Annotated in this window: 16 protein-coding genes; 1 reads left to right on the top strand and 15 read right to left on the bottom strand. The window is 52.0% G+C overall.

The features are described 5' to 3' along the window. Positions 1–140: 140 nt before the first annotated feature. The 14 genes from J2X61_RS21805 to J2X61_RS21740 form a co-directional block, all read right to left on the bottom strand. Positions 141–923 carry an SDR family NAD(P)-dependent oxidoreductase gene (locus J2X61_RS21805; protein WP_274467862.1) on the bottom strand — a complete coding sequence of 261 codons (783 nt, stop codon included), beginning with the start codon at positions 921–923 and terminating at the stop codon, positions 141–143. Positions 924–1,173: 250 nt separating this feature from the next. Next, positions 1,174–2,256, bottom strand: a complete 1,083-nt coding sequence (locus J2X61_RS21800; RefSeq protein ID WP_310190554.1) for a Gfo/Idh/MocA family protein — start codon at positions 2,254–2,256, stop codon at positions 1,174–1,176. Between the two features lie 17 nt (positions 2,257–2,273). Beyond that, a complete protein-coding gene (locus J2X61_RS21795) occupies positions 2,274–3,362 on the bottom strand; it encodes a Gfo/Idh/MocA family protein (protein WP_310190552.1) in 1,089 nt (362 codons plus the stop codon). Positions 3,363–3,586: 224 nt separating this feature from the next. Continuing rightward, entirely contained in the window at positions 3,587–5,317 is a 1,731-nt protein-coding gene (locus J2X61_RS21790; protein ID WP_310190547.1) for an ABC transporter ATP-binding protein, read from the bottom strand. A gap of 215 nt (positions 5,318–5,532) precedes the next feature. Continuing rightward, complete coding sequence (locus J2X61_RS21785; protein ID WP_274467858.1) at positions 5,533–5,769, bottom strand: hypothetical protein; 237 nt, start codon at positions 5,767–5,769, stop codon at positions 5,533–5,535. A gap of 3 nt (positions 5,770–5,772) precedes the next feature. Then, positions 5,773–6,972 carry a Ger(x)C family spore germination protein gene (locus tag J2X61_RS21780; protein WP_274467857.1) on the bottom strand — a complete coding sequence of 400 codons (1,200 nt, stop codon included), beginning with the start codon at positions 6,970–6,972 and terminating at the stop codon, positions 5,773–5,775. Between the two features lie 23 nt (positions 6,973–6,995). Beyond that, on the bottom strand, positions 6,996–8,510 hold the full coding sequence (locus J2X61_RS21775; protein WP_274469277.1) for a spore germination protein: 1,515 nt from the start codon (positions 8,508–8,510) through the stop codon (positions 6,996–6,998). A 61-nt stretch (positions 8,511–8,571) separates the two neighbouring features. Then, a complete protein-coding gene (locus J2X61_RS21770; RefSeq protein WP_310190545.1) occupies positions 8,572–9,678 on the bottom strand; it encodes a GerAB/ArcD/ProY family transporter in 1,107 nt (368 codons plus the stop codon). 107 nt (positions 9,679–9,785) lie between these two features. Further along, entirely contained in the window at positions 9,786–10,463 is a 678-nt protein-coding gene (locus J2X61_RS21765) for a hypothetical protein (RefSeq protein ID WP_310190541.1), read from the bottom strand. A 123-nt stretch (positions 10,464–10,586) separates the two neighbouring features. Next, on the bottom strand, positions 10,587–11,549 hold the full coding sequence (glpX, locus tag J2X61_RS21760) for a class II fructose-bisphosphatase (protein WP_310190538.1): 963 nt from the start codon (positions 11,547–11,549) through the stop codon (positions 10,587–10,589). A gap of 39 nt (positions 11,550–11,588) precedes the next feature. Further along, positions 11,589–12,380, bottom strand: coding sequence for a pyruvate, water dikinase regulatory protein (locus J2X61_RS21755; protein WP_274469276.1), 792 nt, complete (start codon positions 12,378–12,380; stop codon positions 11,589–11,591). Positions 12,381–12,407: 27 nt separating this feature from the next. Beyond that, positions 12,408–13,046, bottom strand: coding sequence for a helix-turn-helix transcriptional regulator (locus J2X61_RS21750; RefSeq protein ID WP_274469275.1), 639 nt, complete (start codon positions 13,044–13,046; stop codon positions 12,408–12,410). Between the two features lie 173 nt (positions 13,047–13,219). Next, the gene (locus tag J2X61_RS21745) at positions 13,220–13,762 is read right to left on the bottom strand and encodes a chromate transporter (RefSeq protein ID WP_274467853.1); all 543 of its coding nucleotides are present in this window, start codon (positions 13,760–13,762) and stop codon (positions 13,220–13,222) included. A 16-nt stretch (positions 13,763–13,778) separates the two neighbouring features. Then, positions 13,779–14,423, bottom strand: a complete 645-nt coding sequence (locus tag J2X61_RS21740; RefSeq protein ID WP_310190535.1) for a chromate transporter — start codon at positions 14,421–14,423, stop codon at positions 13,779–13,781. A 245-nt stretch (positions 14,424–14,668) separates the two neighbouring features. Here J2X61_RS21740 and J2X61_RS21735 point away from each other — a divergent pair, with 245 nt between their 5' ends. Next, complete coding sequence (locus J2X61_RS21735) at positions 14,669–15,034, top strand: hypothetical protein (protein WP_274467851.1); 366 nt, start codon at positions 14,669–14,671, stop codon at positions 15,032–15,034. Positions 15,035–15,098: 64 nt separating this feature from the next. On the opposite strand, the gene J2X61_RS21730 is transcribed toward J2X61_RS21735, so the two are convergent. Next, positions 15,099–16,013 carry a DMT family transporter gene (locus tag J2X61_RS21730; RefSeq protein ID WP_310190533.1) on the bottom strand — a complete coding sequence of 305 codons (915 nt, stop codon included), beginning with the start codon at positions 16,011–16,013 and terminating at the stop codon, positions 15,099–15,101. Positions 16,014–16,056: the final 43 nt, after the last annotated feature.

The raw sequence follows: 16,056 nt of genomic DNA, 5'->3' as shown, positions 1-16,056 counted from the left end.
GCTGCACCTTCCCCCAGTATATGGGCAAATGCCTGGGCTGTTTACCCTGCTTAATTTAGCATTTCCTTTATAAAAGTATAGAATAAAGCCCCTTATTCTTGTGCGAATAAAGGGCGACTATCGGACGGACTCCTGTCTGGTTACAGCGCTTCACCTTTGCCGCCGTCAATATTCACCGACGTGCCGGTAACATAGGAGGCTGCTTGCGAGGAGAGAAACGTAATGACACTGGCCGCCTCTTCCGCGTCCCCAATTCGGCCCAACGGAATCGCGTGCCTTGAGTCTCTTGCGTATTCCTCCCAAGTTAGCTCGGGCGCTTCCCGCTGCCAAGCTTTCTCCAGCTGGTCGCTGCGGATTTTGCCGATGCAGACCGTATTCACGCGGATACCGTCTCCGGCGAGATCTTTGCTCATCGCATTCGTCAGAGCTTGTCCTGCAGCCCGGCTGACCGATGTCGGCAAGGAGGAGGCAGGCGGCGTTTTGGCTGCTGATGTCGTGATGTTCACGATGGAACCGCCTCCGGCTTCGCGCATATACGGAATTGCATAACGCGAGCAATGAATCGCTCCGAACAATTTCAGTTCGAGATCGTACCGCCACACCTCCGTGCCGACCTGCTCGAACGGCTTCGCTGCGGAAGTTCCTGCATTGTTCACGAGGATATCGATGCCTCCGAGCTCGTGAACCGTCTTCTCAACGGCGCGCCGGCAGTCGTCCTCGGAAGTGACGTCCGCTTGAACGGCCAGCACCTGACCTCCGGTCAAGCCGGCAATATGACGGGCAGCTTCCTGCAGCTGCTCCTCATTCCGCGCGCAGATCGCGACCTTCGCGCCTTCGCGGGACATCGCGATCGCCGTAGCCAATCCGATGCCTTTGCTCCCGCCGGTAATCAGGGCCACTTTCCCTTGCAAACCTAAATCCATGCTGATCTCCATCCTTTCTTAGATACCATAGTCTTTCAAGCATACTCTTTTTTGTGGTTACACGAAAGAGCTGCCGTGTGGAAGTCGTCTGGCCCGGCTGATTCTATTCGAAAAATCACATACAATTCCCGTTTCGGGCGACGAATTCGGTAATTGAATCGAATACACTCCCGCCTCTAACCCGCCGCATCGATCATTCTATTCGAATGCAAAAAAAGAGAGGCCCGCGGCCCCTCTTGCTGCTAGCTAGTTATCTCAAATATACAGCTTTGCCGGTACGAGCCGACTCATAGATCGCTTCCAAAATTTGCGACACGACATATGCTTGCTCCGGCGTAACGACAGGCTCCGAATCCGTCTCGATCGCTTTGATCCACGTGCGCATTTCCAGATCCGCATCGCTCTCTTTCGCGCCGTCATAGAAGGCAACGCCGCCCGCTTTGAGATCTACCTCGGTCGTGAACAAACGGCTGTGCTTCTCGCCATTGATACGAAGGCCGCCTTTCATGTCGGCGCCGCCTTCCGTTCCACTCAAGGAACATTTGGCTTCATCGACTTCCAGCGTATTCAGCGCCCACGAGGACTCCAGAATAATTGTCGCCCCGTTCTCCATGACGATCATCCCGAAGGCGGAATCCTCTACGGTGAATTTGCTCGGATCCCACGGCCCCCAAGCGTTGGCGGCATTTTCTTTCTTGGACAGCTCGTGGTAGGACGTGCCCAGAACGACTTTGGGCTTATAGTTATCCATCATCCACAGCGTAAGATCCAGTGCATGCGTACCGATGTCGATCAGCGGGCCTCCGCCTTGCTTCTCCTCATCAAGGAACACGCCCCAAGTCGGTACGGCGCGGCGGCGGATCGCATGCGCTTTGGCAAAATAGATGTCGCCCAATTCCCCTTGCTCGCAAACCTGCTTCAAATGCTGGCTGTCCGGGCGGAAACGGTTGTTGTAGCCAATAGTGAGCTTCTTGCCCGTGCGCTTGGCTGTTTCGGCCATGCGCTTGGCATCCGCCGCCGTTTTGGCCATCGGCTTCTCACACATCACGTGCTTGTCTGCTTCCAACGCCGCAATCGCGATTTCGGCATGGGAATCATTCGGTGTCAACACATGCACGATATCGATTGAATCATCTGTCAGAAGCTCTTTGTAATCCTGGTACACCTTGGCGTCTTCGACGCCGTATTTCTCAGCGGCCTTGACCGCGCGTTCTTCAATAATATCGCAGAATGCCACCAGCTCGACATTTTTCAATTTGCTTAGGCTCGGTAAATGTTTGCCATTGGCAATACCTCCGCAGCCGACGATACCAATACGGAATGTTTTGGACATAGGAATGACCTCCATGATTATAATGAGTTCGGCAGTTCGATAGCCACTTCGCGCTTCAGCTGCGAAGAGCGGATAATACCGTCGATAATGGCTTGATTGCGGACGATTTGTTCACCTGGAATCGGGGCCGGCTTGCCGCCTTGCACCGCTTCGACGAAATCGCGAACCTTCTCGTGGAACAAATTCTTTTTATGATCAATGATTGGAATCTGACTTTCGGTATGGTGTCCCAGCACATCGTGGAAATAGGTAATCGAGCCTACGCTTCCATCAAATACGCCGCTCCACGGCCCTTTGCCGGCAGGCGTCACTTTGAGGCCGCCATCCGTGCCAAGGAACAGGGTTGGCCCAAGCGTGTCCATGTGCATCGCCCAGGAAATTTTGAAGTTCAGCACAAGATCGCCTTCGAAGCGAACCATCGCAACACCGAAATCCTCCACGTCAAAGCGTGCGGCCTCTTTATGGTACAGCGGGTTCGTCCCGAAATAGTTGGAGCTGTAAGCGGATACGGTAAGCGGTTTCGGATAACCCATTGCGTTCAGCGCCATATCGAGCGAATAGCAGCCGATATCGGCCATAGCCCCGGCGCCGGCTATTTCCTTGGAAATAAACGTGCCGCCCGGCATACCTCTGCGGCGGCCGCCGCCTGTTTCCACATAGTACACTTTGCCCAGCTTGCCGGATTGTACGATGTCTTGAATCACTTTCATGTTCGGATCATATCTCGGCTGAAACCCAACATTCAGCATGAAGCCGGTTTTCTTCGCCGTTTGTGCCATTTCAACGGCTTCCTCCAGTGTGACCGACATCGGCTTCTCCAGCATCACGTGCTTGCCTGCCAGCAGCGCATCTACGGTCGTACGGTGATGGGCCACATTCGGCGTACAAATGCTCACACCGTCAAGCTCCAGTTCCAACAGCTGCCGATAGTCGTCATAAGCTTGAGCTGAAGGAAGCTGATGGTGCTCGATGAATTGCGCTGCTTTGCCAGGTATGGCATCTGCAACGGCTACAATCTCGACATCCGCCAGTTCACGATAAGCTCTCACATGAGCGCCGGCAATACCGCCGCCGCCAATAATGCCGATTTTCAATTGTTTGCTCATCCCATTACCTCTCGCCACATGTAATATTAAGACATCCCACCTAAATGTAGCATAGGTAAACTGGGATTTTTAGTCTAACATTAGGACAGATGAATTAAGATATTACGACATGACTTCCGTGCCGTCTGTAAGCTTCGTTCATTAAGGCAGCGAATCGGAACGAAACGGATGCCACAACGAAAGGAGCTAAGCGCATATAAGCGCCTAGCTCCTGCACCCCATCCCTATAATGATTCGGCATATAGCCGCGCATACACGCCGCCCTCAGCCAGCAGTGCGTCATGCTTGCCTTGCTCCACGATCCCGTCTTCCGTCAGCACAAGAATTCGCTCGGCGTTCCGGATGGTGGACAGCCGGTGGGCAATCACCAATGTCGTACGCCCTTTGGCCAACGTCTCCAGCGACTCCTTGACGATGCGCTCGCTTTCGTTGTCGAGCGCGCTTGTCGCCTCGTCAAATATGAGGATCGGCGGATTCCGCAAGAACACGCGAGCGATGCTCAGACGCTGCTTCTGTCCGCCCGACAGCTTGACACCCCGCTGCCCGATCTCGGAATTGTATCCGTCCGGCAAGCTCATGATGAAATCATGGGCGTTAGCCCTCTTGGCGGCCGTGATAATCTCATCTTCGCCGGCATCCGCCTTGCCGTAGCGGATATTGTCCATGACCGTTCCGGCAAATAAATAAACATCCTGCTGCACGATCCCGATATTGGTGCGCAGCGAATCAAGATCGATATCCCGGACGTTCATGCCGTCAACCAGCACTTCGCCCTGGGTCACTTCATAGAAGCGGGGAATCAGCGACCATAACGTCGTTTTGCCCGCTCCTGACGGACCCACCAAGGCGACATATTCGCCGGGCTTCACCCGGAGGGACAAGTTGTGGAGCACACGGTCCAGATGCTCTTCATACCGGAAAGAAACCCGTTTGAACTCGATAGCTCCTTGCACGGCAGGCAAAAGAATAGCGTCAGGCTCGTTCGCGATTCCCGGCTTCATATTCATGATTTCCATAAACCGCTGAAACCCTGTAATCCCCTCCTGCAGCTGCGTGCTCATATGCGTCAGCCGCTGAATAGGTTCGATCATGAAGCCGATATATAGCAGAAACGTAATGAGATCGGCCAATTCAAGCGTTTGACCGACGATACCGGCACTGCCGAATATCACCACTGTGATCGTAATCAACTGAATCATCGTCTCAAAGCTGTTGTAGAACAGCGCTTCCGCTTTATACGTTTGCTTCCGGCTATTCAGGAAGCGCTGATTTTCCTTATCGAACTTCGCTATTTCCAGCTGCTCATTGGCGAACGCTTTCACGACGCGAATGCCCGATAAGCTGTCTTCGACCTGCGCGTTAACGTCCGCGATTCGCTCCCGGTTGTTTCTTAACGCCCTGTTCAGCAGGCGATTGAAATAGAAGGAGAAGGCACCTAAGAAAGGGAAAAAGCAAAACACAGCTAACGTGAGCGGAGCGTTAATCGTAAATAAAATGACAAAGGCGCCGATAAACCGGACGAGATATCGGACATAGTCCTCCGGACCATGGTGATACAGCTCCGAGAGAAGCAGCAGATCGTTCGTAATGCGGGACATGAGCTGTCCTGTCTTCGCTTGATCGTAGAAATCGAACGAGAAGGATTGCATATGCGCGAACAGCTCGCTGCGCATGTCGCTTTCCATCCGGGCGCCGACGGCGTGCCCGTAATAGTCCATAAAATAGTTGCCCGCATTTTGGATAACAGCCAGAACAAGCATCAGCGCGCCGATGCCGTATACTTGTTGCAGTGCGGTGGTCATATCGCCGGTCAGCACCTTTTTCGTAATATGCTGAACGAGCAACGGAAACGCCAAGGTCACACCGGATACGATCAGCGTACAGAGCAGTACGAACAGATATAACCTCAAATAAGGCTTATAATAGGAGAAAAATTTGCGGAGCGGGAATTGCATGGTTGTTACCCCTTTGCGTGTTATTGTCTAACACTTATAAGGGAGATCACATCTTTTTAGCTGATTAAGAAAGTGTTACACCCCTATAAGCTGCTGCGGTGCCACTCATCTTGTTTTTCATATCCGTTCCTCCTTGTCGATTGTTACTCTCATCATAAGCCTTTTCGAACCCGAATTGACCATAGAGTTTGATTATAATCATATTGTCCGGAGCCTCATTCTAGCAGGCCGTACAACACTTTGCTAACCGGATGAAAGACCAAAGAGATCAGGTCTAACGGATTGGGCAGCTTCACCCGCAAGCTTTGCGCAATGCCCAGCAGGGAACCTAGCAGCAGCAAACTGCAAAAGACCATGAATTCTTTGCGCTGCCTTTTCTTCCGCAGAGCTGGAATTTCGACTACGCCTATGAGGGTAGAAGCCGCGAGTATCGCTGCTATTGTCCACATCATTCATCATTCCTTTGCTTGTTGGATCAAGGGATCGGTCACGGTGCCAACGCGGCGAATTTTGGCCTCCGCATGCACATCGACCGGCAAGTCGAGGAATTGCTCTTGCCAGCTTTGATGATGTGCATTCCAGTATTTGGGGTTGGCGCGATAAATCGCGTCGCCGAAGCCGAAGATATCCACTTCATATTTTCTGGCTTTTTGGAGCACGGACTCGATGATGCTTGTCACCTCAAGCTGCGCAATCCGCTCCAGTTCGGCGATCGTTTGCGGCTCCATCAGATCGATCTTGCATTGAACCTCCCCCACATTCTCTTCCAGAAAGACGTCAACCCGGATTCGCGGTTCACCGTTGACGACATCGCCTCTCATCTTCGTCTTCGTTCGTACCACCTCAAGCGCAATAATGCCTCCGGATGGACATGCAATCTCCCCGGCCGAGCTTACAACATTATCGGTCACATAGTTATAGCCTTTACTTTCTTTCTCATTCAGCCAGCCGATCAGTTTATCGCCTCGAAACACAGCCAGTCCCGAATTTTCCAAATACGTTGAGGCGGCGATTCGGTTTACATTGCTTTTCTCGCCGCCTTTCTCCGGGTCCCCTTTCAGCCGGATCCCCGGCAGGACCAGATCTTTACCTTCCGTTTGCAGATCGGTAATTAACGTATCCAATCGGATTTCAACCGTAGGCGCCCATACTTTGGCCGACATTTCGAGCGTCGAGAACAATTTATTGGCGGGGATCTTCTCAATCGAGGTTAATGTACTCAGAACGTTCTCGGCGCTCGCTTCTCTGGCGACTACGATGTAGAAATCCGAACGCATCTCATGGTTCCTTGAGATCCCGTCCAGAATCGGCATGATGCCTTCTCTGGCCAATTCTTCACTGATCACAAGAACGCGAAGATGGGACGAATAAACTTTGCGCGGAGTTTGATTCGTTAGTTTCCTTAGCGCCTCGAAGATGGTGCGGGACGTTGTTTTGAAAGTACTTACAGGCGTCGTAAGCCCTGTAGCCCCCCGTTTGGAAGCGACTTCGCCAGGATTGACAATTTGCACGGTGACTTGGACACCGTCCTCTTTCTTATCAAACCCCATGCCGACGGCGATGGCCAGATCATTCAATTCGCTCCGGCTCCAACAGCCCGACATGACGATCATCATCATGAGACAAACGGGGAACAGCATGAATGGCTTGCGCATACCGCGGACTCCTTCCTGTCAGCTCAAGTTTTCTGCTTATTCGAGGGAGTATTATTCTCCCTTCTGTTATTCTTCTGGCTAATAAGTCTTGGCCTTGCGAATAAAGCCCACAGCGGGAACCGGAAAATCGTATCTTTCTGGTCGTCCATGATGAAAGGTGCCATTGGCGACATATATGGGATACCGAACGATCTTAAACTGCATAGATGTAACACAATGGCAATGAGCCCGACCGTAACGCCGAACAAACCGAAGGAAGCGGCAAACAGCATGAGCAGAAAGCGCAAAATCCGAATCGTGATGCCCATATTGAAGGAAGGGATGACGAAGTTGGCGATCGCCGTGATGGCCACAATGATGACCATCGCCGGAGACACGAGCCCCGCTTCAACCGCTGCTTGGCCGATAACGAGCGCGCCTACGATGGAAACGGCTTGACCGACGGTTTTCGGCAATCGCACGCCGGCTTCCCGAAGAATTTCGAAGGTGACCTCCATGACAACTGCCTCGACGAATGCCGGGAACGGAATACCTTCCCGCTGAGCGGCCAGACTGATAAGCAAAGAAGCCGGCAGCAGTTCTTGATGAAAGGTCGTTATGGCGATGTAAAGGGACGGGGCCAGCAGCGAAATAAAAAAGCAGACGTAACGAAGAAATCTCAGGAGTGTCGCAAAGTCTGCGCGTTGGTAGTAGTCCTCCGCCGATTGGTAAAATTGAATGAATAAAGCGGGCGCCATCAGCACAAACGGTGTACCGTCGACAAGAATGGCAACCCGGCCTTCCATTAAGCCGGCCGCAACGACATCCGGGCGTTCCGTATTGTACAGCGTCGGGAAGGGCGAATAGGAATCGTCTTGAATAAGCTCCTCGATATTGCCGCTTTCGAAGATGGCATCGATGTCGATCCGCTCCAGCCGAGTCCTCGCCTCCTTGACCAGCTTCTCATTGGCGATGCCGTTCATATACATCAAGGCGACTTCCGTATGGCTCACCCGCCCGACGGTCATCGATTCCATCCATAGGTTCGGATCTTTGAGCTTGCGCCTGATCAGCGCCGAGTTCGTGCTGATTTGCTCCGTAAAGCCTTCCCGCGGTCCTCTGACAACCGATTGCGTTGTCGGTTCCTCTACGGAACGGTGTTCTCCGCCTTGCGTTTGCGCCGCCAATCCCTGGGCATAGCCATTCACCATAATAATCGTATGCCCCGATAAGATGGACTGGTATAAGCCTTCGAAATCGTAGATGTCACGCACTTGACCGAGCGTGCTGATGGCATTACGGATGGTATTCAGCGTGAAACCGGCCGAATCCGTTTGAACATATTCTGCGAGCAGGTTATGAATGGATACCTGGCTGATGAGACCTTGGATATAGATAAAACCAATTTCAACCGGCTCCTCTTCACTCCATTGAATCGTCTGCATGACGATATCGGTGCTGCTGCCAAAAGCTTGCCGGACCTTCTCGAAATTCAGCGCGAGAGAAGCTTCGAGCACAGCAACCGGCTTCGAACCGGTGGGATGCGGGCTTGTCTCCATAGAGCGGTAGCTGCTCTGCTGAAATAATTTTTTGAAGAACGCCAAAATATCCCTCCTTCCCTTAAGCCTTCGCCCGCCCCGTCTTCTTCCGGATCCCTGCCGTGATGAGAATAAGCAGCGGGTACAGCCCGCCGGCCGTTAGTACATAGGGGATGAAAGATTGGGTATCGAACTTGGACATATAGGCTACGTTCGGATAAACGACCAGCGAGTAGACGACCAGAATCATGCCGAGCGGCATCGTTAGCGGTCGATAATCTTCGATATTCAATATTTGGGCCAGTCCCATCACGAAGGCATAGAAATAAAAGGTCGTTTTGAAATAAACGGTAAGGAACCAGATGCCGGCGATCAGAATTTCAACCCGCTCGAAGAAATTGCCGATGTTAATCTCCTTAGCCAGCACATAGCTCGGATACATGAGTCTTTCCGTCAGCTTGGTACCTAATACGGCAATACATAAGAACGTGATCGCAACAAAGCATAGTCCCCCGAAAACGGTAGCAAGCAAGTAGGCTTTCTTGACTTTACCATCCTGGTTCACATGAGCGGGAAAGATCATGAACAGGACGATAAAAGGCAGCGATGACGTGCCGGCAACCTCCAGAGCGGCTTTAATAAGTGAGCTGCCTCCCGATGAGAACACAGGCTGCAGCTTCTCGGCCTGGATCTCCGGCAGCAGACAAGCCACTAACACCGTAAATAAGATGATAATCCATGGAAAAAAAATCTCTGCCGCACGGACAATCGTTTCAAGTCCAAGCCGTACACCCATGACAACTACAAGAGCGAACAACAAATTGATCGCTTGAATCGGCGTATCAGGCATCACTTGGGTGGTCACAAAGTTGCCCATATAGAACAAAACCGTGGTCGCTCCGACAAATGCGAAAAAAATAAACCCCAAAGAGAACAGCTTGCCCAGCCACTTGCCAAACAAGTGCTCATTATAGGCCGTTAAGGTCATGTTCGGAAAGCAGCTGCCCACTTTGGTGTATAGTGCAACGACTCCTACATTCATGCAAACGCCTAATAGCGCGCCTAACCATGCATCTTGTTTGGCATCCGCCGCCAGACCCGACGGGATGACCAGAATGGTCGTGCCGATCGTAAAGATCATGACAATGACGGCGAACTGGTTAACGGATATTTTCACGTTACGCAACATAATGAATTCCCTCATATATCAATTCCATTTTCTGATAATATCCCCACAATCACATATATCATGACAAAAGATAGCAAAAAGACGCCCCCTCGGGACGTCTCGCTTCCTTATTTCCCCTCGCCGCCCGCCTTCCGCTGCGCTTCCTCCAGATAGCCGCGATAGGCCGGCTGGTCCGGATGATCGCGAACCAAATCCTCGTAGTAGCGCGTCACTTTCTGAAAATAGTACGAATGCACATCGCGTGTCGGTACGAGACGGTACGGTTCCCAACGGTAAGTCTGCACCTGATAGGCCCGTTCTGCCTGATCCTGTTCATTCACCCAAAGCGCAAGCTCGCAAAGCCCGTCGGTACCGTCCCGGGTCGGCATATCTTCAATCTCCAGATGTGTGTACGTAGTTCCCGGGGGAATAAGCCGTTGGTAGCCGTTCGGCGTCCAGCCGATAATGTCCAGCTCCGAAGCCCCGTCCTCCTGCCGCCATCCGACGATGATGTCCCAGCCTTCCCGGCGCGAGAGGGGCGCAGCTGCGAAATCACTCACCGCCCGAACGCCCCCTGCAGCTGAAGAGGCGATCGGAAACCAGCTGCCGGAATAATTTTTCAATGAGAACAAATACTGCGTATCCAAATATCTATACATAGCGGTAATCTCGGGAGATCCGTCACCGTCAACATCGGCAAACAGAATGGCTGCGGGAGCCCCCTGCTGCTGCAGTTGAACGATTTCAGCCTCTTGCGGTATGCATCTGCGAACGACGCCTAGATAATCAATCGGAGTCATACTCATGGTCATCCCTCTCTTCGCATCATCATCAACTAAAATATATGTCGGCTATGACTTGGACCATGAATGAAAAGTCAAAAAGACCATGCTTCCCGATGCTCATCGAGAAACATGGTCTCTTATCGTCTAGGCGCTCCCCAGATACTCCTGTGTCTGATGGACACAATGAATGAAGCGCACCGTTTGCGTTTGCGCGCGCATCACGACGGAATGCGTCTCCGCGCGGCCGCCGTATTGAAACTTCACGCCGCTCAGGAATTCACCCGAAGTGACGCCCGTCGCCGCGAAATAAATATCGGCTTCGCCTACGAGATCGCGCATCACCAGCACCTTGGATGGATCCTCGATGCCCATCTCTGAGCAGCGCGCCATCTCTTCTTCGCTGTCCGGGAGCAGCCTGCCTTGCAGCTCGCCGCCCATGCATCGAAGCGCAGCTGCCGCAAGCACCCCTTCGGGCGCTCCCCCGGAGCCGACGTGCAGATCGATGCCCGTCTCGGGGAAAGCGGTGGCCATCGCTCCCGCCACATCGCCATCGCTGAGCAAATGAATTTTCACACCCAGCGTGCGCAGCGTTAAAATTTTGTCCGCATGCCTTTTGCGGTCCAGGATGGATACGGTCATCTCGGTGATGTCTTTGTTCAGCAGCTCAGCCGCCTTCCGCACCGTTACATCCAGGGGTTCCGCCAGGCTCAGCTTCCCGGCCAACTTCGGTCCTACAGCCAGCTTCTCCATATACATATCCGGGGCGTGAAGCAAATTCCCTTTCTCCGCAATCGCTACAACGGATAATGCGTTATGCCTGCCGCTGGCGACGATGTCCGTGCCTTCGAGCGGATCCACCGCAACGTCATACTCCGGCCCTGTTCCGCTGCCGACAGGCTCGCCAATGTAAAGCATCGGCGCTTCATCCATTTCACCTTCCCCGATGACGACCGTTCCCCGGAAAGGGATCGTACTGAATAAAGAACGCATGGCGGATGTCGCCGCTTCATCGGCGTTATGTTTATTTCCTTTTCCTGTCCAACGTGCGGACGCAATCGCAGCATACTCCGTAACGCGTACAAGCTCAAGTGATAAATCCCTATACATACATCCTTTCACCCTTTCATCATGAGGATTTGTTAGCTTCTAAGTCCTGGCAGCCAGTATCAAACCGGCTGTTTCTTCAATCGCCTTCTCGCTTACATCGATGATCTGACAGCCGAGCTCCCGGTACAGATTCATGGCGAAAGCCAATTCTTCTTTCACTCTTTCGCCTGTCGCATACTTGGCGCCGAAAGGAAGACCGACGGCCTTAAGCCGTTCCGTCCTGATGCGCACGAGATGGTCCGGGTCCATCGTCAGACCTATCAACTTTTTGGGATTAAGCTCATATAGAATCGCCGGCGGCTTCACCTCAGGAACAAGCGGATAATTCGCCACTTTATTTCCTTTATGGGCTAAATAGATGCTCAGCGGAGTTTTGGAGGTTCGGGAAGGCCCGATCAGAACAATATTCGCATGCCGCATCGCACCCGGATCTTTGCCGTCGTCGCTGTTCACCGTAAATTCCACGGCTTCCACGCGCTGGTAATATTGTTCGTCCATCTGATAGAGCAGGCCTACTTTACGCTTCGGGGAATCCTTGAACGTATCGATGAATGCCTGCATCATCGGCCCCATAATGTCTATCGCATTGACGCTTAGCCGAATCGCTTCCTGCCGCATCATTTCTCTAAGCTCCGGCAAAACGAGCGTGTAAGCGATGAAGCCGCCTACGCGCGAAGCTTCTTCAACCAAAGCCCGCACCTCGTCTTCCGTCCGGATCGAGCCGTAACGTTTCACCTGCACCAAGCTTGCATTAAATTGCCGAATGGTTGCTTGTACGACGGTATTCGCCGTTTCCCCGACGGAATCCGAACAAACAAAAATCGTATGCATCTTCTCTCCCACTTGCACTCCTCCTGATTAATTCCCCAGCGCTACTTCAAGCAGCAATTTGGTCATCGTCGTTTTGGTAATTCGGCCAACAACTTCATCATGGTTCTGATCTGCACCTGCCGGCTTCACGACAGGCAGCCCGTCGACTTGATGATGAATCATTTTCCGTGCTGCCTCCAGTACACTGTCTTCCGGATTCACCGTCACAATGTTCGGATGCCTGGTCATGACCAGCGATACGGGCATGGTATTGGCCGTCGATTGGCCCAGTGTCACCTTGAGCAAATCTTTGCGCGATACGATACCGACTAAAGCCCCCTGCTGATTCACAATTATCAGACTCCCTACATTTTCTAGAAATAGAGTCACGACAGCATCGCTGACCGTCACGGTTTCCCTAAGCACAACCGGAATTCCCATCACGTCTTTGACCTTCATCGCTTCAATATGCTTGAATGGTGAGTCAACCTCCAAAGCGGCTTTCCCGAGAAAATAACCGACTTTCGGTTTGGCATCGATGTGCTGCAGCATGACGAGCACAGCCAAATCCGAGCGGATCGTCGGGCGGCTGATGCCCAGAAGTTCGGCGATGCGATCACCGGTTATCGGCGCATGCTTGCCCACGAGATCAATAATTTCTAATTGGCGGGATGTAAGCTCGATGATATTTCCCTCCTAAATGATACAAAACCACCTATATAGTGTGTTCTATTTTTTATATATTGTATATTATATATCATAAAAATGAAAAATAATATTGTTTATAGCACATAAAAAATTTTTTATCACACAAAAAAACTCCCTTTCCGCTTCCCGTTTAGGAACGAAAGAGAGTTTTTCTATTGAAAAAATACGATTCCCATAATGCCGGCGCCTACGATAATGACGAAAGGATGCATCTTATATTTAATGATGCCGACGAAAGCGCCGATCGTAATAAGCAGCGTCGCGAGCTGTTGAAAGGAGACCGGCAGCTTCAACTCACCCCAGCCTGCCAGTCCGAAATGTATCGCCGCGAAAACGATCAACCCCGTTACGACAGGCTTCAAGCCGTAGAATGACGATTTGAACCATTTGTTTTGATGCCATTTATACAGAAATGCCGCCAATGCGATGATTAACAGAAGCGATGGAAGCACAATCCCGAATGTTGCCGCGATCGCTCCGGGAACACCGGCCGTATGCAAACCGATTAGCGTAGCGCTGTTCGTCGCGATCGGTCCGGGACCTGTCCCTGCCAGAGCGATAATTTCATTGAAATCTTCGGGTGAAAGCCATCCGTACTTGTCAACCTCGTGCTGGATCACGGGCATCATCGCATAACCGCCGCCGAAGGAGATAAATCCGATTTTAAAAAAAGTAAGAAATAATTGCAGCAGCATGCTTCTTCACCCTCCTTCAAATTCCGTCCGCTATGAAATAATCCGCCGCCCGGCCGGAGACCGCGTCAGTAGCACTCGTTGCCTTCTTGGCGAACGGATCTCTCAGCCCCAATTTTTGCTTCAGATAGACGACGACGATGCCAATGAACAGGCCTACGAAAATGACCAGCACCGGTGAAATCGGGACGAAGAGCAGGACGAACACCGTAGTGATGGCCGCACCAAGCGTCATTTTGTCGACGATGGAGGACTTCGCCATTTTGTAAGCTGCCGCTGCGATCAGCCCGACGATAGCGGCATGGATGCCCTCCATGGTCGCTTGCATTTTCGGATAGTTTTGCAGAAAAGTGTAAACGATACTAAGAAGTATGGCGATGAAAAAAGTAGGAAGCGTAATGCCGATGACGGCTGCTACGGCTCCTCGAATTCCTGCCAGATGATACCCGACCAAGGCGGATACGTTCACGCCAACGCCGCCTGGAGCAGCTCCGGATATGGCGAGCAGTTCCGCCATCTCTTCGTCGGACATCCAGCCGTTCTTCTCAACGACCTCCCTGTGAATCGCAGGGAGCATGGCATAGCCGCCGCCGAACGTTAACGGACTGATACGTAGAAACGTCCAGAAGATGCTGATAAGTTTGCGATAAATAGAATTAGGCATGTGGTTGACCTCCCTTGCACTTAATACCATTTTGAACTAAAGTGACGGAAATGTCCAATTAATTTTCTTAATGACAAAGGAAAACCCCCCTTATAAATGCGGATTATCGCCCTTCCTTAATCCCCACCATCCCGATTAACTCTGTAAGTTTAATCTATTTTGAGCGAAAGGTCGGAAAAGCGGATCATCTGGGTAAGGTAGGAATAAGACCACCTCATTTTCTTATCAGAAAGGAAGGATGACTTATGAGCCGAATGATTCAAGCGTATTTCCACACGGAGAATCAAGCAGAAGATGCCAGAGTGCTGCTGTTGAAATTCAATCCCGAGCACATGGAGATCGGCGCTCTGCCCGAAGGTTACGGGGGCGGCGGACGACTGCTGCTGCCGATGGTCGAAGGCGGAGGCATCGTCAGCGAATCCAGCTCGAACAACCGTTTCGGAATGGTGAACGTGCTGCCCACGGCAGCGCCAGCAGCTGAACATTACGCTGACGACGGCGATGCCGCCAAGCTGCGGTATGTATTATCCGTCAAAGTTGACGACGGCCATTATTTGGAGGCTGTGGGATTGATCCGCCGCAATCATGGCCATTTGGAAGCTTTCGAATAATCGGGAACACCAAAGCCCCGCCTTCTCAGGCGGGGCTTCTTGCCGGCTGGAAAGCCGTCTGCCTCTAAGATTTTACTGCCTTCACACGCTTCTTCATCGCATAATTGGTCAAATAAACGCCGATCACAATCCAGACAGCGCCCAGCAAATGATAGAGCTTAAGCGATTCCCCCGTAAACGCCGTGGCGAATATGGCGCTAAACATCGGGATAAAGTTCAGGAATCCGGCGCACCGCTGCGGACCGATAAGTTCGATCGCCCGGTTCCAACTCAGGAACGCAACGATAGAAGCGAATAATCCAATATAAATGATTCCGGATACGAGGGATGCATGCCAAGTTATCTGCGGGGCTATCACTCCCCATTCCACGAATGAGAGTGGAACGAGCAGGACCAGGGCGACAATGATCTGAGCAAGCAAGAGCGGACTGGAAGGAAAGCTCCCTCCCACTTTTTTCATGCCTACCGAGTATAAGGCCCAGCATACAATGGCGGCGAGCATCAGCAGGTCGCCTTTGTTGAACGATAGATGAAGCAGCGCCGTCAAGCTGCCATGGCTAATGATCCAGCTCACCCCGGCCATAGATATCACAATCCCCGGCAATGCCGACCACGCAAACTTTTCCCGCATAACAAGCCAAGTCAGGATCACCACCATAATCGGTGTGGCGGAATTCATCAAAGAGGCGTTAATCGATCCGGTATATTGGACTGCGACATACGTCAACGTGTTGAACCCGGCAACGCCGGTGAGAGACAGGAACACAATCATTTTCCAATGGCGGAGCAAGTCGGTTCTGAGCCTCCACATCGGCTTGCCGAAGAAAGGCAGCAGACATACGCCTGCTATACACCAGCGCAGAGCCGCCAGCGTAATCGGGGGAATGTGCAGCACAAGCGCTTTACCTGCTACAAAATTACCTCCCCATATACATGTGGCAAGAAGCAGCAGTATGTATGGGGATGTTCGAATCGTCATGCTGTCTCATACTCCTTTGGCTATCCGTAATCGGTTCACTCAC

It is taken from the genome of Bacillus sp. 3255 (assembly GCF_031456485.1).
In the GTDB taxonomy this organism is placed as follows: Bacteria; Bacillota; Bacilli; order Paenibacillales; family NBRC-103111; genus Paenibacillus_E.
The sequence above is the reverse complement of the archived record's forward strand: the minus strand, read 5'-3'. Positions and strand labels throughout refer to the sequence as shown.